General features: G+C 70.6%; 20 protein-coding genes. 16 read left to right on the plus strand and 4 right to left on the minus strand.

Features of this window, described 5'->3' with window-relative positions; translation table 11 throughout:
* Positions 1 to 10: 10 nt before the first annotated feature.
* The 3 genes from OG500_RS22095 to OG500_RS22105 all read right to left on the minus strand — a co-directional run bounded on the left by OG500_RS22095 (position 11) and on the right by OG500_RS22105 (position 1444).
* Positions 11 to 733, minus strand: coding sequence for a hypothetical protein (locus tag OG500_RS22095; RefSeq protein ID WP_329582737.1), 723 nt, complete (start codon positions 731 to 733; stop codon positions 11 to 13).
* A gap of 184 nt (positions 734 to 917) precedes the next feature.
* Positions 918 to 1124, minus strand: coding sequence for a hypothetical protein (locus tag OG500_RS22100; RefSeq protein ID WP_329582740.1), 207 nt, complete (start codon positions 1122 to 1124; stop codon positions 918 to 920).
* Complete coding sequence (locus tag OG500_RS22105) at positions 1121 to 1444, minus strand: hypothetical protein (RefSeq protein WP_329582746.1); 324 nt, start codon at positions 1442 to 1444, stop codon at positions 1121 to 1123. Before OG500_RS22105 ends, OG500_RS22100 begins: the two co-directional genes overlap by 4 nt.
* 122 nt (positions 1445 to 1566) lie before the next feature.
* Here OG500_RS22105 and OG500_RS22110 point away from each other — a divergent pair, with 122 nt between their 5' ends.
* The 4 genes from OG500_RS22110 to OG500_RS22125 all read left to right on the plus strand — a co-directional run bounded on the left by OG500_RS22110 (position 1567) and on the right by OG500_RS22125 (position 4283).
* Positions 1567 to 2409 (plus strand): helix-turn-helix domain-containing protein, encoded by an 843-nt coding sequence (locus OG500_RS22110; protein WP_329582749.1) that lies wholly within the window; start codon positions 1567 to 1569, stop codon positions 2407 to 2409.
* Positions 2406 to 2597 (plus strand): DUF397 domain-containing protein, encoded by a 192-nt coding sequence (locus OG500_RS22115; RefSeq protein WP_329582752.1) that lies wholly within the window; start codon positions 2406 to 2408, stop codon positions 2595 to 2597. Before OG500_RS22110 ends, OG500_RS22115 begins: the two co-directional genes overlap by 4 nt.
* Before the next feature lie 190 nt (positions 2598 to 2787).
* Positions 2788 to 3009, plus strand: coding sequence for a cold-shock protein (locus OG500_RS22120; protein ID WP_329587667.1), 222 nt, complete (start codon positions 2788 to 2790; stop codon positions 3007 to 3009).
* Between the two features lie 608 nt (positions 3010 to 3617).
* Positions 3618 to 4283 carry a DUF4097 family beta strand repeat-containing protein gene (locus tag OG500_RS22125; RefSeq protein WP_329582755.1) on the plus strand — a complete coding sequence of 222 codons (666 nt, stop codon included), beginning with the start codon at positions 3618 to 3620 and terminating at the stop codon, positions 4281 to 4283.
* Here OG500_RS22125 and OG500_RS22130 read toward each other — a convergent pair.
* Positions 4264 to 4389, minus strand: a complete 126-nt coding sequence (locus OG500_RS22130; RefSeq protein ID WP_327068423.1) for a hypothetical protein — start codon at positions 4387 to 4389, stop codon at positions 4264 to 4266. The genes OG500_RS22125 and OG500_RS22130 overlap by 20 nt on opposite strands.
* A gap of 3 nt (positions 4390 to 4392) precedes the next feature.
* Here OG500_RS22130 and OG500_RS22135 point away from each other — a divergent pair, with 3 nt between their 5' ends.
* The 12 genes from OG500_RS22135 to nuoH all read left to right on the plus strand — a co-directional run bounded on the left by OG500_RS22135 (position 4393) and on the right by nuoH (position 17344).
* Positions 4393 to 5193 (plus strand): alpha/beta hydrolase, encoded by an 801-nt coding sequence (locus tag OG500_RS22135; RefSeq protein ID WP_329582758.1) that lies wholly within the window; start codon positions 4393 to 4395, stop codon positions 5191 to 5193.
* Positions 5194 to 5306: 113 nt separating this feature from the next.
* Positions 5307 to 5813: a hypothetical protein gene (locus OG500_RS22140; protein WP_329582761.1), complete on the plus strand. Its 507-nt coding sequence runs from the start codon at positions 5307 to 5309 to the stop codon at positions 5811 to 5813.
* Positions 5814 to 6152: 339 nt separating this feature from the next.
* Positions 6153 to 6572 carry a hypothetical protein gene (locus OG500_RS22145; protein WP_329582764.1) on the plus strand — a complete coding sequence of 140 codons (420 nt, stop codon included), beginning with the start codon at positions 6153 to 6155 and terminating at the stop codon, positions 6570 to 6572.
* A 356-nt stretch (positions 6573 to 6928) separates the two neighbouring features.
* A complete protein-coding gene (locus tag OG500_RS22150; protein ID WP_329582767.1) occupies positions 6929 to 7906 on the plus strand; it encodes a DMT family transporter in 978 nt (325 codons plus the stop codon).
* Positions 7907 to 8320: 414 nt separating this feature from the next.
* The gene (locus OG500_RS22155; RefSeq protein WP_014137597.1) at positions 8321 to 8680 is read left to right on the plus strand and encodes an NADH-quinone oxidoreductase subunit A; all 360 of its coding nucleotides are present in this window, start codon (positions 8321 to 8323) and stop codon (positions 8678 to 8680) included.
* Positions 8681 to 8770: 90 nt separating this feature from the next.
* Positions 8771 to 9325 (plus strand): NuoB/complex I 20 kDa subunit family protein, encoded by a 555-nt coding sequence (locus tag OG500_RS22160; protein ID WP_327068428.1) that lies wholly within the window; start codon positions 8771 to 8773, stop codon positions 9323 to 9325.
* The gene (locus tag OG500_RS22165) at positions 9322 to 10080 is read left to right on the plus strand and encodes an NADH-quinone oxidoreductase subunit C (RefSeq protein ID WP_329582771.1); all 759 of its coding nucleotides are present in this window, start codon (positions 9322 to 9324) and stop codon (positions 10078 to 10080) included. Before OG500_RS22160 ends, OG500_RS22165 begins: the two co-directional genes overlap by 4 nt.
* Positions 10080 to 11405: an NADH-quinone oxidoreductase subunit D gene (locus OG500_RS22170; protein WP_327068430.1), complete on the plus strand. Its 1326-nt coding sequence runs from the start codon at positions 10080 to 10082 to the stop codon at positions 11403 to 11405. Before OG500_RS22165 ends, OG500_RS22170 begins: the two co-directional genes overlap by 1 nt.
* On the plus strand, positions 11402 to 12157 hold the full coding sequence (gene nuoE / locus OG500_RS22175) for an NADH-quinone oxidoreductase subunit NuoE (RefSeq protein WP_327068431.1): 756 nt from the start codon (positions 11402 to 11404) through the stop codon (positions 12155 to 12157). Before OG500_RS22170 ends, nuoE begins: the two co-directional genes overlap by 4 nt.
* Positions 12157 to 13521 carry an NADH-quinone oxidoreductase subunit NuoF gene (gene nuoF, locus OG500_RS22180; RefSeq protein WP_327068432.1) on the plus strand — a complete coding sequence of 455 codons (1365 nt, stop codon included), beginning with the start codon at positions 12157 to 12159 and terminating at the stop codon, positions 13519 to 13521. The genes nuoE and nuoF overlap by 1 nt, the downstream gene beginning before the upstream one ends.
* Positions 13518 to 15974: an NADH-quinone oxidoreductase subunit G gene (locus OG500_RS22185; RefSeq protein ID WP_329582776.1), complete on the plus strand. Its 2457-nt coding sequence runs from the start codon at positions 13518 to 13520 to the stop codon at positions 15972 to 15974. Before nuoF ends, OG500_RS22185 begins: the two co-directional genes overlap by 4 nt.
* Positions 15974 to 17344 carry an NADH-quinone oxidoreductase subunit NuoH gene (nuoH, locus tag OG500_RS22190; RefSeq protein WP_327068434.1) on the plus strand — a complete coding sequence of 457 codons (1371 nt, stop codon included), beginning with the start codon at positions 15974 to 15976 and terminating at the stop codon, positions 17342 to 17344. Before OG500_RS22185 ends, nuoH begins: the two co-directional genes overlap by 1 nt.
* The last annotated feature ends 1 nt before the right edge of the window (position 17345 follow it).

Here is a 17345-nt window from a genome sequence, read left to right on the forward strand (position 1 = left end):
TGAGGGCCCCTCAGGGGTGGTAGAGCTCGGTGATGGTGGTGATCTGGCCCGCGCCGTTGACGGTGATGTCGTAGTTGTTGCCGTAGCAGAGGTGCGGGCCGTCCGCGCCGGGGTGCTGGACGCACTGGTTGATGTGCGTCAGCAGGTCGGTGATCGAGACGGCCGTGCTGGGGTCGGTCGAGACGTAGCGGCCCAGCAGCGTGGCCTTGGCGCCCGGGGCGAAGGTGTAGCCGGTGTTCGGCGCGACGGCCTGGTAGTAGCCGTCGTTGGGGACGTCCGGGCCGCAGACGAACGTCGTCGCGTTGGCGCCGATCCGGTTCGGGTCGCCCCAGGCCACGGTGGCGTTGATGACCTTGTGGCCGGGGTGGTTAGCGGCGGCCGTGCAGTCGGAGCCGGGGGTGGGGGCGGCGGCGGTGGGCTTGGCCGTCGTCGGCTTCGTGGTGGGGTGCGGGGTGGGCTGTGAGGTGGGCTGCGAGGACGGCAGCCCGATGGGGGTGGTCTTCGGGGTCGGGGTCTGGGTCGGGGCCGGGGGCGCGGTGACCGGGGCGCTGGTCGCGGGGGCGGTCGCGGGGGTGCTGGCGGGGGTGGTGGCGCTCGGGTTCGCCGTCGCGCTCGGGCCGGTGCTCTTGGCCGGGCCGGCGGCGGTCGTCTCGTCGGGGCCGCAGGCGCTGAGCGACAGGGTCAGCGCGGCGGCGAGCAGCGTGGTGGTGGCGAGGAGTCGGCGGTTGCGCATGGTGAGTGTCCCCCTGGGTCGAAAGGGCGACCCGGCGGCCGCTCTCACCCAGTCATCACGTGCCGGGCCTGTGCCCGGGTCGCCTGTGTTGCACGCCTGTGACGATCGTGGGTGACCCGTGACGAAGGCCGTACGCGGGAGCGGAAGCCGGGCCGGCCGACTTCCGCTGGTATCCGTCCTGCGGTCACTCCTCCTCGTCCACGGGGCGGATGGCCTTGGCGAGTTGGCGCACCTCGGTGGGGTGGAGCGGGCGGAGCTGGATGAGGACGGTGCCGTCGGGGGTGACGTACCAGCCGGCGGAGAGGTCGTCCACGTCGATGTCCGCGTCGTCCAGGGCGTCGGCCAACTCGTCCATGGCCGCCTTGGCCTGGCGGCGGGAGGGCAGGCTCACGAGTGCCGGACGAGCCACTTCGCGTCCACCTCCCACTCGGGGCCGCCGCGTTCGGGGCGCAGGTAGACGAGGTCGCGCTGGCGGTCCATGAAGGCGCCGACCCGCTGGTTGAGCGTGTCGAACACCAACTCGCCGCGGGCGGTGGGGGCGTGGGGGTGCTCGGGCGGCTTCATGCGGCCGTCGTCGCGGACGACGGGGTAGCTGGGGGCGAGCCGGAGCATCGCCTCCGGGCGTCCGCCGCAGTCGGCCGGGCACTGGCACTCGGGGAGGCCGCGGTCGATGAACGGGGGTGGGGGAGTGTAGATCTGATGATTTGTCATAACTGACTTTCAGTGCGCAAGGCGGGGCGAATCTCACGATCCGTGGAATAAGCGTCGCGCTCCGGAGTTAGCATCGCCAGGGGGGAAGCCTTCAAATCGGCTTGGTGTGAACAGGAGTGGCTATGCCCGCGCCGAAAGAACTCGATCCCACGGCATCCGTGGCCGCTTATCTCGGGGCCCAGATCCGGAAGAGACGCGAGGCGAAGGGGCTGACCCAGAAGCAGTTGGGGCAGCTGGTCTTCGTCTCGCACAACCGGATCGCCCAGATCGAGCTGGCGACCGATCCGCCGGGGTGGGAGATGATCAAGCTGCTGGATGCGGCGCTGGACGCGAACGGCGACCTGGTTGACCTCTGGTTTCACATCAGCGTTGCCAGAGTCGACGATTACGCGATGATCTTCATGCTGCGGCAGAGCCAGGCCAGGATCATGCAGGAGTACGGTCTGATCATCCCCGGCCTGGTCCAGACGGAGGCCTATGCGCGGGCGATCCTCACGGCAGGCGAGAACATTGGACTGGGAGCCGTGAGCGAGACGCTTCCTGTCCGCCTCGCCCGGCAGTCGATCCTCAAAGGTGAGGAGTCTCCGTGGTACCGGGTCACCTTGGACGAGTCCGCTCTCTATCGGAACGTTGGCGGACGCAAGGTGATGGCCGGACAACTCGCTCACCTGCTGAGGCTGAACCAGCGCCCTCGGATCGATGTACAGGTAGTTCCGTTCGGTGCGCTCGATAGCACCGCTCTGGGTGGATCGTTGTGCCTGCTCACCATGCCGGACGGCTCCCGGGCGGCATACTGCGAGGGGCTCAGTACCGGCCAGTTCTTCGAGAGTCCAGACGATGTTGCCCGCTTCACTGTCATCTACGATCGGGTGCAGGCTGCCGCACTCGACCCGGAGATGTCGGCCGCCTTCATCCGAAACGTGATGGAGGAACGGTACGCGTGGGAACTTCCACCAGCGACTTGAACCGTGCCGCTTGGCGCAAGTCGAGCTACAGCGGCGCGAACTCGAACAACTGCGTCGAGGTCGCGGACGGGTTCCCCGGTGTCCTGCCCGTCCGTGACTCGAAGGACCCTTCCGGCCCCGCGCTCGTCTTCCCCGCCGCCTCGTTCGCCGCGTTCGTCGCAGGTGTCAAGCGCGGCGAACTGGCATAGGAGGGCGATGATGGGGTTCTGGCCTTCCAAAGCCGACAAGCACGATGCGCCCGACCCCGCACCGCTCTCGGCGGCGGACGTCGAGCGCCTGCGGCAGGAGATCGCCGCACTGGGCGAGCTCGCCGCCGAGTTCACTCGCCGTGCCGCCGCGCTGCAGCGTCTGCTGCCGCCGCGCCCGCCGCAGGATCGGATCCCCTCGCAGCGGAGCACCGGCACCGTGAGGTGGTTCAACCCGGAGAAGGGCTTCGGCTTCATCACGCCGGACGAGCCGGGCCCCGATCTCTTCGCCCACTACTCCGAGATCGAAGCCGACGGCTTCCGTGAGCTGACCGACGGTCAGCGGGTCGAGTACGACAGCTCCCAGGGGCCGAAGGGTCCTCAGGCCGACCGCATCCGCCCACTGGCCGGCTGATCCTGACCCGCGTCGAACACAGCGGACTTGCACGACGTCAGGCTGCCCTGTGGGACCGAGGCCCGCAGCAGTCGGTGGGCCTCGGAGACCGGTTCCCGCGGCGAGCAGGAGCAGTCCGGCGCGGTCGGCTGACCGGGCGATCCGGCCGGAGCCGTGACGCCTGCTCGGCCCGGTCCTTGCGCCTGGCTGCGGTGCCCGCGAGGGCGACAGGTGCCGCCGCTCGATGTCGTCGAACCGCAGCGCCTCGCAGAGGGCATCCAGCACCTGCTCGGACGGCTGCCCGGCGACCGGCTGCGCCGAACTCGGCCGGCAGGCCGATCTCCTCCGGCGCGAGTCCGGCGCGGCGGGCCTGCGGGAAGTCGCCCGAGTGGTTGGTGCCCGTGCCCTGAGTCCGCTCGTCACCCAACCGGTCGCCGCATAGCGTTCACGCTCAGTTCATTGCAATGGATGGCATGGCTGACGTTGCATTAAGTCTCAGCTCGCTGCAACAGTTTTCCGCTATCTACCTGCAGTGATGCGGTTTTGGCGCAACGAGTCCGTTGCCGAGATGTGGAAAGCAACGTAGCGTTTCCGTTGTCAGAAACGAGGGACGAGCTCAGGAGAGCACGATGCAGACGTTCGCCACCACCGCCCCGATCACCGCCGTCCTGGACGTCCCGGCCGGGCGCGTCCAGCTCATCGCCGCCGACCGCGCCGACACCGTCGTCGAGGTCCGGCCCGCCAATGCCGACAAGAGCCGCGACGTGCGGGCCGCCGAGCAGGCGACCGTCGAGTACGCCGACGGCGTCCTGCGGATCAGCGCCGCCGAGCCCAAGAACCAGCTCTTCGGCCCGAGCGGATCGCTGGAGGTCACCGTCAAGCTGCCGGCCGGTTCCCGCGTCCAGGCCACCAGCGGCGCCTGCGAACTGCGCGTCGTCGGACGCCTGGGCGACGTCGCCTTCGAGGGCGCGTACCGGCAGATCAAGCTCGACGAGGTCGCGAGCCTGCGCCTGACCGCGGTCGACGGCGACGTCGAGGTCGGCCGACTGGGCGGCCCCGCCCAGATCAGCACCACACGGGGCGACATCCGGATCACCGAGGCCCTGCGCGGCGAGCTGGCGCTGCGCACCGAGTCCGGCGACATCTCGGTCGGCGCCGCCGCCGGCGTCTCGGCCGCGCTGGACGCCGGCACCGCCTCCGGCCGCATCAGCAACGCCCTCAGGAACGACGGCACCACCGGACTCGCCATCCGCGCCACCACCAACTGCGGCGACATCACCGCCCGCAGCCTCTGAGCAGCGCGCGCCCCGGCATCGTCCGCCCCGGCATCATCCGCTCCAGCAGCGCCCGCTCCAGCGCCATCCGCACCCGAAGCCCGCCCGCGACCGCGTAAGAAGGCACCCCATGAGCATCAACCAGCCCGCCTGGACCGGCATGCTGCCGGTCGACGACACCGCCCTGGCCGTCACCGACACCGGGGGCCCCGGCCCTGCCGTGGTCTACCTCAACGGCTCGTACGCCTCCCAGAAGAACTGGCGGCGCGTCATCGACGAACTGGGTGACGACTACCGGCACATCACCTACGACGAGCGGGCCCGCGGCAAGTCCCGGACCGCGACGGACTACTCCTTCGAAGCCTGCCTGCGCGACCTCGACGCCGTCCTCACCGCCCGGGGCATCGAGCGGCCGATCCTGGTGGGCTGGTCCTACGGCGCGATGATCGCGATGCACTGGGCCGCCCGCCACCCCGACCGTGTCCGGGCCGTGGTGTCCGTGGACGGCGCCCTGCCGACCGATATGTTCAACGAGGAGCTCCCGGAACAGGTCCACAAGCTCTTCCGCCGCTTCGGCCCGCTCATGCCGATCCTGCGCCCGCTCGGCATGGCCGCCCGGATGAGCCCCGCGCAGCATGCCGAGATCAACCTCGAACTCATCGAACTCTGTGCACCCGGGGCCCTCGACCCCGTCTTCGACGGGACGACCGCACCGGTCCGGTACGTCCTCGCCACCGGGGGCAACCTCGGTGGGGACGCCGCGCAGATGGAACGGATGCGCGCCGACCTCGCCCCGGTGCTCGCCCGCAACGCGAACATCCGGGTCCACGCGAAGGCCGCGAGCAACCACTCCAAGATCCTGCGCAAGGACTTCGGTGCCGTCGCCGGGGCGGTGCGCGAACTCGCCGCCACCCGCGCACAGCAGGTGTGACGGTGCTGGGTCCGGTCGGCCGTCCAGCTCCTGTTGATCGGTGCCCTGGATGCTCCTTCTCGCAGCCGGAGGGACCGGCTGCGACGAAGGAGAGAGGACCACGGATGTCGAAGGTGGCTGATCTGAAGCGCGCTGTGGCGTTGACCGGTGCGGCGGTGGCGCTCGTGAGCGGGGCCGGGCTGGCGGCGGCGACGAGTGCGTCGGCGGACGCGGGGACCAACTGGAACTGCTCGGAGAACCCGGGCAACTGGGACCACATGAACTGGGGAAGCTGTCTGCTGCCCGGTGACCAGATGATCTCCGCGAACGGTGCCTACCGCCTGGTGTACCAGGGCGACGGAAACCTGGTCGAGTACGACCGGTTCGGTGACGCGCTGTGGAACAGCGGCACCCAGAACACCGCGCCGGGGAAGGTGATCATGCAGTACGACGGCAACCTCGTGATCTACGACACCTTCCAGAACGCCCGTTGGAACAGCGGCACGAACCACGGCTGCGACCCGTCCGCGAACTGGCTGCGGCTGCAGGACGACGCCAACCTCGTTGTCTACCGCCCGCACGGCGACGGCGCCTGGACGCCGGTCTGGTCCACCCACAACGGGTCCGTCGGCACCTGCTGACCCACTGCCGTCGGGTCCGCCCGCTCGGCCGAGCCGCTCCGGGACACCGAGGCCGCCCGCCCCCGCCCGCACCCCGGTCGTCACGGTGCGGGTGGGGGCGGGCGGCCGCTTTCCGGTCGGGTGCCCCGCCACCAGGGCGACGACGGGGGAGGAGCACCAGTGCGGCCTGAGTGGGGGCTGTGCCGATGCCGGGAGGCGCGAGGTCCTGCCGCAGAGCCTCTGCGGCGAATGGTGAACGACGTCGACACCGCCAGACTTCTGAACTAGTTTCTAACTGCGAGCCCGACGCGAGCCACCTTCTCCGAACTCCTTCAGAGGCCCAAGGACACCGTCGCCAAGATGGACCGCGCCCCGGGGCACGGCATCCGGCTCACGCGCCGGGGAGACGAAGATCTCTACCTGACTACTGCCGCCCGGGCCGAGCAGGCGGTCGAGATCGTTGACTCCACCACCCGGATATTCGTTGCTCTGCTGCGGAGCGATCCGCAGGCGGTCACGTTGCTGACCAGGGTCTTTCCCGAAGCATTCCCCTGGGTACGGTTTCTCCCTGCCGAGGCCGTTCGCGAGTTCCTTGTCGAGCTCGTGGACACGGCCAAGGCGAGCACGGCCCTCGGGGTGATCGACCCCATCGGCACCGTCATCGCAGCCTGGAAGCACACCGCAGAGGCTTACTCCGACCCCGAGCTGTTCGCGGCGCTCACCACCGACAGTGGCGAGGACCACGGTTGTGTGACCGTCCCGGAGGGGGCGGAGGAGTGACGACGAAGCGAGGGGACCGTGCTGCGCCGCCGCCCGGTGAGGGCGAGTTCGACGCGCGTGCCGCCAGTAGCGAGGCGGGAAAGGGCTGGGGCGACGGTGTCGGTGTGGTTCACCCGGGCGAGGAAGGTGGGCGACTGCCTCGCTCAGGAGGCGCGACCACCGTCCTCACCGGCATCGCCGAGACCATCGCCATCACCGCGCCGCCCGGCCGGCCGGTGCCGTCGTGCGGGGGGCTTCGCGGTGGGGTGGAGCGCATCTCAGGGGGCAGACAAATCCGTTGATCATCCGATCGGCCATGCGCGACGATGATCGATCCACGGACCACGCACCGCCCACCCCCCCCGGACGGATCCCGCATGCGAAGCCCTTCACAAGCCGCTGCCCCGCGAGCCGCCGCCCCGCGTTCGCCGTTCGCCGATCTGCCGTTGCTGGCGGTGGCGGTGGTGTGGGGGTCGAGCTTCCTCGCGGTGAAGCACCTGGCCTCGGCCACGACGGTGGTGCCCATGCTGGTGCTGCGGTTCGGGGTGGTGCTGCCGCTGCTCGGAGGGTTCGCCTGGCGGGGGCTGCGGGGCCTGGGGGCGGCGCAGTGGCGGGGTGGGGCGGTGCTCGGGGGGATCCTGGGCGGCATCTTCCTGCTGGAGAGCTACGGGGTGGTGCACACCTCGGCGACCAACGCCGGGCTGATCATCAGCCTGACGATGATCCTCACGCCGCTCGCCGAGAGCGTGGTGACCCGCACCGCGATCCCGCGCGCCTTCGTCGGGGCGGCGGCGCTCTCGCTGCTCGGGGTCGGGCTGCTGACCGAGGGCTCGGGGCTGCGCGCACCCTCGCTCGGGGACCTGCTGGTGCTGGGGGCGGCCGTGCTGCGGACCGTGCACGTGCTGGCGATGTCGCGCAGCCGGGCGCTGCGCGGGGTCGACTCGCTCGCCCTCACCTGGGTGCAACTGGCGGCGGCCACCATGGTGTTCGTGCTCGCCAGCCCGTTCGGCGGGCCGGCGCCGTGGCGGGTGGCGGCGGGGTGGGGGCCGGGGCAGTGGACACTGCTGCTCTATCTCGCGCTGTTCTGCACGCTGTTCGCGTTCTTCGTCCAGATGTGGGCGGTGCGCGCCACCTCGCCGTCCCGGGTGAGCCTGCTGCTGGGCACCGAGCCGCTCTGGGCCGCGGTCTTCGGCATGGCCCTCGGCGGCGACCGCCTCAGCGTGCTCGCCCTCTGCGGCGGCGTGCTCGTCCTGCTCGGCACCGAGGCCGGCCGTCGTGCCGTCCTCCCGAGCCAGGCCGCCGCCGCCCCCGCGGCCGAGGCGGACCTCCCGGAACCCGAGCCGGCCTCCTTGTGAAGCAAGGGTCAAGCGCCCGCCATCGCCTCGTCACCCGGTCGAGTGGCCGCCTTATCACGTCAATCTGAGTCTCAGAAATTTGCGTCGATCGGCGCATAGTTGATATAGGAAAGCGGCTTTGACCAGCCACTCTGCCGATAAATGTGACTGTTTGCGACCATCTGAGTTCTTTGCGTTCATATCGTGCGACCTGACGCCATGGCTACCGGTCTGTGAGGTGGTGTAGATCACAAAGATCCCCTCTGACTGCGTGTCGCAGATCACAAGCGGACGGGCATAGGATGCGCTCGATCCGGGCTTTGTGAACTGCCTCACATGGGGTGGATCTCGGGAACCGGATCACCGGATCACCCCAGGGTGACCCGGCGGTTCCGATCTGCAGTCAAGGACGACTGGACGGAGGGAGCGAGGCAGATGAATGCCTACGCGCCGATCCTCGTACTCGGTGCCATCGCGGCGGCGTTCGCGGTCGGCTCCGTCGTGATGGCCTCGCTGACCGGCCCCAAGCGATACAACCGGGCCAAGTTGGAAGCCTACGAGTGCGGCATCGAGCCGACCCCGCAGCCGGTGGGCGGCGGTCGGTTCCCGATCAAGTACTACCTGACGGCGATGCTCTTCATCGTCTTCGACATCGAGATCGTCTTCCTCTACCCGTGGGCGGTCAGCTTCGACGCCCTGGGGATCTTCGGGCTGGTCGAGATGCTCCTGTTCATCGCCACCGTCTTCGTCGCCTACGCCTACGTCTGGCGGCGCGGCGGCCTGGAGTGGGACTAGGCGCCGCGCGCAGCGGGCGGGCGATCACCACGGGGGCGATCAACAGCAGTGCGATCAGCTGGACTTGAGGCCACTGAGAGGGATGGGTAGATGGGAATCGAGGAGAAGCTGCCGAGCGGCTTTCTGCTCACCACGGTGGAGAGTGCCGCGGGGTGGGTGAGAAAGGCCTCGGTCTTCCCGGCCACTTTCGGACTGGCCTGCTGTGCCATCGAGATGATGACCACCGGCGCCGGGCGCTACGACCTGGCCCGGTTCGGGATGGAGGTCTTCCGCGGCTCGCCCCGGCAGGCCGATCTGATGATCGTGGCGGGGCGGGTGAGCCAGAAGATGGCCCCGGTGCTGCGCCAGGTCTACGACCAGATGGCCAACCCGAAGTGGGTCATCTCGATGGGCGTCTGCGCGTCCTCGGGCGGCATGTTCAACAACTACGCGATCGTCCAGGGCGTCGACCACATCGTGCCCGTGGACATCTACCTGCCGGGGTGTCCGCCCCGCCCGGAGATGCTGATGGACGCGATCATCAAGCTGCACCACAAGATCCAGCACGAGCCGCTCGGCGTGAACAGGCGGCGGGCCGAGGAAGCGGCCGAGGAGCGGGCGCTGCTCGCCACCCCGACCAGCGAGATGCGGGGGCTGCTGCAATGACGGACACCCCCAAGCAGCCCGATGCTCCCAAGCAGCCCGAAGGCCCGCAGACTCCGGACGCTCCCGCCGTCCCGGAGACCCGCAAGGAGATCCCGCTCGAGGTGATCGGCCGGCGCCAGGGCATGTTCGGTGCCCACGGCAGCGGCGACACCTCGGGCTTCGGCGGCCTGGCCGCCGCGATCGTGCTGCCCGCGCCGGCCGAGCGCCCGTACGGCGGCTGGTTCGACGAGGTGGCCGACGAGCTGGAGGGCGCCCTGGAGGAACAGGGGCTCGACCCGGCCGTGGTGATCGAGAAGACCGTGGTCGACCGCGCCGAGCTGACCTTCCAGATCGCCCGCGAGCACCTGCTGGCCACCGTCCGCACACTGCGCGACGACCCGGCGCTGCGCTTCGAACTCTGCCTGGGCGTCAGCGGCGTGCACTATCCGGGTGAGGCCGGGCGCGAGCTGCACGCGGTCTACCACCTGCGCTCGATCACCCACACCCGGCTGATCCGGATCGAGGTCACCGCGCCGGACGCCGACCCGCGGATCCCGTCGGTGGTCAGCGTCTATCCCACCAACGACTGGCACGAGCGCGAGGCCTACGACTTCTTCGGGATCGTCTTCGAGGGTCACCCGGCGCTGACCCGGATCATGATGCCGGACGACTGGCTGGGCCACCCGCAGCGCAAGGACTACCCGCTCGGCGGCATCCCCGTCGAGTACAAGGGTGCCCAGATCCCGGCTCCCGACCAGCGGAGGTCGTACTCCTGATGAGCACCGAATACGAGGCGGGAGCACGCGAGACCACCGAGGGCCGGGTCTTCACCGTCACCGGTGGCGACTGGGGCGAGGTGGCGGAGGCCGTCGCGCGTGCCGACGACGAACGCATCATCGTCAACATGGGTCCGCAACACCCCTCCACCCACGGAGTGTTGCGGCTGATCCTGGAGATCGACGGCGAGACGGTGACCGAGGCCAGGTGCGGCATCGGCTATCTGCACACCGGGATCGAGAAGAACCTCGAATACCGCAACTGGGTGCAGGGCACCACCTTCGTCACCCGGATGGATTACCTCACCCCGCTCTTCAACGAGACCGCCTACTGCCTGGCGGTGGAGAAGCTGCTCGGCATCACCGAGCAGATCCCGGACCGGGCCACCGTGATCCGGGTCCTGATGATGGAGCTCAACCGGATCTCCTCGCACCTGGTGTGCCTGGCCACCGGCGGCATGGAGATCGGCTCCACCACGCTGATGATCTACGGCTTCCGGGACCGCGAACTGATCCTGGACATCTTCGAGTTGGTCACCGGCCTGCGGATGAACCACGCCTACGTGCGCCCCGGCGGCCTGGCCCAGGACCTGCCCCCGGGCGCGGTCGACCAGATCCGCGAGGCGGTCAAGCTCTTCCGCTCCCGGATGCACGAGTACGACAAGCTGGCCACCGGCAACCCGATCTTCAAGGCCCGCCTGGTCGACGTCGGCCACCTGGACCTGGCCGGCTGCCTGGCACTGGGCGCCACCGGGCCGATCCTGCGGGCCACCGGCCTGCCGCACGACCTGCGCAAGACCGATCCCTACTGCGGTTACGAGGACTACGACTTCGAGGTGGCGGTCGCGGACACCGCGGACTCCTTCGGGCGGTTCCTGATCCGCCTGGAGGAGATGCGGCAGTCGCTGCGGATCGTCGAGCAGTGCCTGGACCGGCTGCGCCCGGGGCCGGTCATGGTGGCCGACAAGAAGATCGCCTGGCCGGCCCAACTGGCCATCGGGCCGGACGGCATGGGCAATTCGCTGGACCACATCCGGAAGATCATGGGCACCTCGATGGAGTCCCTGATCCACCACTTCAAGCTGGTCACCGAGGGCTTCCGGGTCCCGGTCGGCCAGGCGTACGCGGCGGTGGAGTCGCCCAAGGGCGAGCTGGGTGTGCACGTGGTGAGCGACGGCGGGACCCGGCCCTACCGGGTGCACTTCCGCGACCCCTCGTTCACCAACCTGCAGTCGATGGCGGCGATGTGTGAAGGCGGCCAAGTGGCCGACGTGATCGTGGCGGTGGCCGGGATCGACCCGGTGATGGGAGGCGTTGACCGGTGACATCCGACCCTCATGCGGGCGTCGACCTCGGGCTGCCGGCGCTGCCGGCCAAGCCCTATCCGCCAGAGGTGCACCAGCGCCTCGCCGCCGACGCGAAGGAGCTGATCGCCCGCTACCCGCAGGCCCGCTCCGCCCTGCTGCCGCTGCTGCACCTGGTGCAGGCCGAGGAGGGCTTCGTCAGCCCGACCGGGATCCGCTTCTGCGCCGAGCAGGTGGAGCTGACCACGGCCGAGGTCACGGCGGTGGCCACCTTCTACACGATGTACCGGCGCAAGCCCGCCGGGACGTACCACGTGGGCGTGTGCACCAACACGCTCTGCGCGGTGCTCGGCGGCGACGAGATCTTCGCCGGGCTCCAGGAGCACCTGGGCATCGGCAACAACGAGACCACCGAGGACGGTTCGGTCTCGCTGGAGCACATCGAGTGCAACGCGGCCTGCGACTACGCCCCCGTGGTGATGGTCAACTGGGAGTTCTTCGACAACCAGACGCCGGACAGCGCCAAGCAGCTGGTCGACGAGCTGCGGGCGGGCACCGAGGTGCGGCCCACCCGGGGCGCCCGGCTCTGCTCCTTCAAGGAGACCGCCCGGATCCTGGCCGGCTTCCCGGACGCGCGCGAGGGTGCCAACGACGAGTCCGGCGCGGGCGGTGTGCCCAGCCTGGCCGGGCTGCGGCTGGCCAAGGGCGAGTCGCTGCCCGGCGCGCCCGGTGCCCGCGTGGTCTCCCCGCGCAACGAAGGGACGGAAGCGTGATGACCGCCACCGAGCCGGCCGAGAAGCTGCTCAGCCCCGTGCTCTCCGCCTCCTGGGACGACCACCGGCCGTGGTCGCTGACGACCTACCAACGCCACGACGGCTACCAGGGCCTGCGCAACGCCCTGGCGATGGACCCGGACGCGCTGATCGCGCTGGTCAAGGAGTCCGGCCTGCGCGGTCGCGGCGGCGCCGGGTTCCCCACCGGCATGAAGTGGCAGTTCATCCCGCAGAACGACGGCAAGCCGCACTACCTGGTGGTCAACGCGGACGAGTCCGAGCCCGGGACCTGCAAGGACATCCCGCTGCTCTTCGCCAACCCGCACGCGCTGATCGAGGGCATGGTGATCGCCTCCTACGCGATCCGCTGCGACCACGCCTTCATCTACCTGCGCGGCGAGGTGGTCCCGGTGCTGCGCCGGCTGCACGCGGCCGTCGCCGAGGCGTACGACGCGGGCTTCCTCGGCCGGGACATCCTCGGCTCGGGGGTGGACCTCGACATCACCGTGCACGCGGGCGCCGGCGCCTACATCTGCGGCGAGGAGACCGCGCTGCTCGACTCGCTGGAGGGCCGCCGCGGCCAGCCCCGGCTGCGCCCGCCGTTCCCGGCGATCGCGGGCCTGTACGCCTGCCCGACGGTGGTCAACAACGTCGAGTCGATCGCCTCGGTGCCGCCGATCCTGGTCCGCGGCAAAGAGTGGTTCACCTCGCTGGGCACCGAGAAGTCGCCAGGCTTCACCCTCTACTCGCTCTCCGGCCACGTCACCAACCCCGGCCAGTACGAGGCGCCGCTCGGCGTGACGCTGCGCCAGCTGCTCGAGGTCAGCGGCGGGGTGCGGGCCGGGCATCAGCTCAAGTTCTGGACCCCGGGCGGCAGTTCGACGCCGATGTTCACCGAGGAGCACCTCGATGTGCCGCTCGACTACGAGGCGGTGGGCGCGGCCGGCTCGATGCTCGGCACCAAGGCGCTGCAGATCTTCGACGAGACCACCTGCGTGGTGCGCGCGGTGACCCGGTGGACCGAGTTCTACGCCCACGAGTCCTGCGGCAAGTGCACCCCGTGCCGCGAAGGCACGTACTGGCTCGTCCAGTTGCTGCGCCGGATCGAGGCGGGCGAGGGCGTCGAGGGCGACCTGGAGAAGCTGCTCGACATCGCCGACAACATCAACGGCAAGTCCTTCTGCGCCCTGGGCGACGGCGCGGCCAGCCCGATCGCCTCCTCGCTGAAGTACTTCCGGGCCGAGTACGAGCGGCACCTGGCCGAGCGCCGCTGCCCGTTCGACCCGGCCGCCGCCACCGTCTGGGCCGAGAGCCCCCGCTCCTCGACCCCCGAGCCCGTCACCGAGAGGGAGGTGCACGCATGACCGTCACGGAGCCATCAGCCGTCAAGGCCGCCACCGACCTCGTCACGCTCACCATCGACGGCGTCGAAGTCCAGGTCCCCAAGGGCACCTTGGTGATCCGCGCCGCCGAGGCCATCGGCACCCAGGTGCCCCGGTTCTGCGACCACCCGTTGCTGGACCCGGTCGGCGCCTGCCGCCAGTGCATCGTGGAGATCGAGGGCCAGCGCAAGCCGGTCGCCTCCTGCACCATCCCGGTCGCCGAGGGCATGGTGGTGCGCACCCAGATCAGCTCGCCGGTGGCGGAGAAGGCCCAGCGCGGCGTCATGGAGCTGCTGCTGATCAACCACCCGCTGGACTGCCCGGTCTGCGACAAGGGCGGCGAGTGCCCGCTGCAGAACCAGGCGATGTCCACCGGCGCCGCCGACTCCCGCTTCGAGGGCATGAAGCGGACCTACCAGAAGCCGATCCCGATCAGCAGCCAGGTGCTGCTGGACCGCGAACGCTGCGTGCTCTGCGCCCGCTGCACCCGCTTCTCCCAGCAGATCGCCGGCGACCCGTTCATCGAGCTGCTGGAGCGCGGCGCGCTGGAGCAGGTCGGCACCGGTGCCGGTGACGACTTCGCCTCGTACTTCTCCGGCAACACCATCCAGATCTGCCCGGTCGGCGCGCTCACCTCGGCCGCCTACCGGTTCCGCTCGCGCCCCTTCGACCTGGTCTCCTCGCCCAGCACCTGCGAGCACTGCGCCTCGGGCTGCGCCCAGCGCACCGACCACCGGCGCGGCAAGGTGCTGCGCCGGCTGGCCGGCGAGGACCCGGAGGTCAACGAGGAGTGGAACTGCGACAAGGGCCGGTTCGCCTTCCGCTACGCCCAGCAGCGCGACCGGCTGACCACCCCGCTGGTGCGCGACCGGGAGACCGGTGAGCTCGTCGAGGCCTCCTGGCCGCAGGCGTTGGCGGCCGCCGCCGACGGCCTGCGCGGCTCGCGCAGCGCGGTGCTCACCGGCGGCCGGGTCACCGTGGAGGACGCCTACGGCTACGCCAAGTTCGCCCGGGTGGTGCTCGGCACCAACGACGTGGACTTCCGGGCCCGCCCGCACAGCGCCGAGGAGGCGGACTTCCTGGCCGCCGCCGTGGCCGGGCGCGGGGTCGACCTCGGCAGTCCGGACCCGGTGACCTACCGGGCGCTGGCGCAGGCACCGGTGGTCCTGCTGGCCGGCTTCGAGCCCGAGGAGGAGTCGCCGATCGTCTTCCTGCGGCTGCGCAAGGCGAGCCGCTCGGGCCTCAAGGTCGTCGCCATCGCCGACCACCGCTCGCGCGGCCTGGCCAAGCTCGGCGGCTCGCTGCTGCCGGCCGCCCCGGGCACCGAGGCCGAGTGGCTGGGCGCGCTGGCGGCCGAGGAGCCGCTGAGCGACGAGGCCGGACGCGCCGCCGAGCTGCTGCGCAGCCCCGGCGCCGTGATCATGGTCGGCGAGCGCCTGGCGCAGACCGCCGGCGCGCTCACCGCGGCGCTGCGGCTCTCGCACGCCACCGGTGCCCGGCTGGCCTGGGTGCCGCGCCGGGCCGGCGAGCGCGGCGCGCTGGAGGCCGGCGCGCTGCCCGGCCTGCTGCCCGGTGGCCGTCCGGTGACCGTCGCGGCTGCCCGTCTCGACGCCGCCACCGCCTGGGGGGTGGCCGAACTGCCCGCCCGGCTCGGGCGCGACACCGGCCAGATCCTGGCCGCCGCCGCGCACGGCGACCTGGACGCGCTGCTGGTCGGCGGCCTGGACCCGGACGACCTGCCGGACCCGCAGCTGGCCGAGGAGGCGCTGGCCAGGGTCGGCTTCGTGATCTCGCTGGAGCTGCGCCCCTCGGCCGTCACCGCGCACGCCGACGTGGTGCTGCCGGTGGCGGCGGTGGCCGAGAAGGCCGGCACCTTCCTCAACTGGGAGGGCCGGGTGCGGATGTTCGAGGCCGCGCTCAAGCCCGACCAGCAGATGGGCCGGCACCTGCACTCGGACGTCCGGGTGCTGCACATGCTGGCCGACGCGCTCGGCCACCGCCTCGGGCTGCCCGACGTCCGGGCCGCCCGGCTGGAGCTGGACACCTTCGCGCCGTGGTCCGGCGACCACCCCGCCGCCCCGGCCGGCCACCCATCCGCACTGCCGAGGCCCGCCAACGGCCAGGCGGTGCTGGCCGGTTGGCGGATGCTGCTGGACCGCGGCACGCTGCAGCAGGGTGACGAGCACCTGGCCGGCACCCGGCACCGGGCGGTGGCCCGGCTCTCGCCCGGCACCGCGGCGGAGATCGGAGCGGGCGAGCGCCTGCGGGTCAGCGGCCCGGCCGGCTCGCTGGAACTGCCGCTGGAGCTCTCCCCGGAGATGCCGGACCGCACCGTCTGGCTGCCCGTCAACTCCGTCGAGCAGGGCGTCCACCGCACTCTCGGCACCACGGTCGGTCACCTGGTGACCATCGCCCCGGCGGAAGGGGACCGGTAATGCTCCACGCACAACTCGCCGCCGGCTACGAGACGCTGGGCTTCTTCGGGCGCGACCCGTGGTGGCTGGTGCTGCTCAAGGCGGTCTTCTGCTTCGCCTTCCTGCTGATCACCGTGCTGGTCTCGATCGTCTGGGAGCGCAAGGTCGTCGCCTGGATGCAGCTGCGCATCGGCCCGAACCGGCACGGCCCCTGGGGCCTGCTGCAGTCGCTGGCCGACGGCGTCAAGCTGGCCCTGAAGGAGGACCTGGTGGTCTCCGGGGCGGACAAGGTGGTCTACGTCCTGGCGCCGGTGGTCTGTGCGATCCCGGCCTTCATGGCGATCGCGGTGATCCCGTTCGGCCCGGCCGACAACGAGATCTCGATCTTCGGCACCCGCACCCCGATGCAGCTCACCGACCTGCCGGTGGCGCTGCTCTACATCCTGGCCACCGCCTCGATCGGGATCTACGGCATCGTGCTGGCCGGCTGGTCCTCCGGCTCGACCTACCCGCTGCTCGGCGGCCTGCGCTCCTCGGCGCAGATGATCTCCTACGAGATCGCGATGGGCCTCTCCTTCGCCGCCGTCTTCATCTACTCCGGCTCGATGTCGACCTCGCAGATCGTCGACTCCCAACGGCCCACCTGGTTCGCGGTGTTGCTGCCGGTCTCGTTCATCGTCTACATCATCGCGATGGTGGGGGAGACCAACCGGGCGCCCTTCGACCTGCCGGAGGCCGAGGGCGAGCTGGTCGGCGGCTTCAACACCGAGTACAGCTCGCTGAAGTTCGCGATGTTCATGCTGGCCGAGTACGTCAACATGGTCACCGTCTCGGCGGTCGCCAGCACGCTCTTCCTGGGCGGCTGGCGGGCCCCGTGGCCGATCTCCACCTTCTGGGCCGGCGCCAACCACGGCTGGTGGCCGCTGCTCTGGATCGTGATCAAGATCCAGCTGCTGCTCTTCTTCTTCATCTGGCTGCGCGGCACGCTGCCCCGGCTGCGCTACGACCAGTTCATGAAGCTGGGCTGGAAGGTGCTCATCCCGGTCTCGCTGGTCTGGCTGGTGATGGTGGCCAGCGTCCGGGCGCTGCGCAACGAGGGCAACGGCTTCGGCAACGTGGTGCTCTACGTGGGCGCGCCGGTGGCCGTACTGCTGCTCCTCTCGCTGCTCTGGGACGCCTTCCGGGACAAGGAGAAGGGGGTCGAACCGGCCCCCGCCACCGGGGAGTTCGATCCCATGGCGGGCGGCTACCCGGTCCCGCCGCTGCCCGGCCAGGAGCTGCCGCCGGTGCCGCGCCGGCGCAGCCGGGTGCCGCGGGCCACCCCGCCGCAGGAGCTGGCGGACGCGCTGAACGGTGCCAACCACGGCGCCAACCATGTGGAAGGGAGCTGAA

This window comes from Kitasatospora sp. NBC_01250 (assembly GCF_036226465.1).
Lineage (GTDB): Bacteria > Actinomycetota > Actinomycetes > Streptomycetales > Streptomycetaceae > Kitasatospora.

Coding starts and splice junctions, on each gene's coding strand:
- OG500_RS22125 (WP_329582755.1), top strand. CDS start 3,618: ATGCAGACGTTCGCCACCACCGCCCCGATCACCGCCGTCCTGGACGTC.
- OG500_RS22135 (WP_329582758.1), top strand. CDS start 4,393: ATGAGCATCAACCAGCCCGCCTGGACCGGCATGCTGCCGGTCGACGAC.
- OG500_RS22150 (WP_329582767.1), top strand. CDS start 6,929: ATGCGAAGCCCTTCACAAGCCGCTGCCCCGCGAGCCGCCGCCCCGCGT.
- OG500_RS22155 (WP_014137597.1), top strand. CDS start 8,321: ATGAATGCCTACGCGCCGATCCTCGTACTCGGTGCCATCGCGGCGGCG.
- OG500_RS22095 (WP_329582737.1), bottom strand. CDS start 733: ATGCGCAACCGCCGACTCCTCGCCACCACCACGCTGCTCGCCGCCGCG.
- OG500_RS22185 (WP_329582776.1), top strand. CDS start 13,518: ATGACCGTCACGGAGCCATCAGCCGTCAAGGCCGCCACCGACCTCGTC.
- nuoF (WP_327068432.1), top strand. CDS start 12,157: ATGACCGCCACCGAGCCGGCCGAGAAGCTGCTCAGCCCCGTGCTCTCC.
- OG500_RS22165 (WP_329582771.1), top strand. CDS start 9,322: ATGACGGACACCCCCAAGCAGCCCGATGCTCCCAAGCAGCCCGAAGGC.
- OG500_RS22110 (WP_329582749.1), top strand. CDS start 1,567: ATGCCCGCGCCGAAAGAACTCGATCCCACGGCATCCGTGGCCGCTTAT.
- OG500_RS22160 (WP_327068428.1), top strand. CDS start 8,771: ATGGGAATCGAGGAGAAGCTGCCGAGCGGCTTTCTGCTCACCACGGTG.
- nuoH (WP_327068434.1), top strand. CDS start 15,974: ATGCTCCACGCACAACTCGCCGCCGGCTACGAGACGCTGGGCTTCTTC.
- OG500_RS22170 (WP_327068430.1), top strand. CDS start 10,080: ATGAGCACCGAATACGAGGCGGGAGCACGCGAGACCACCGAGGGCCGG.
- OG500_RS22145 (WP_329582764.1), top strand. CDS start 6,153: ATGGACCGCGCCCCGGGGCACGGCATCCGGCTCACGCGCCGGGGAGAC.
- OG500_RS22105 (WP_329582746.1), bottom strand. CDS start 1,444: ATGACAAATCATCAGATCTACACTCCCCCACCCCCGTTCATCGACCGC.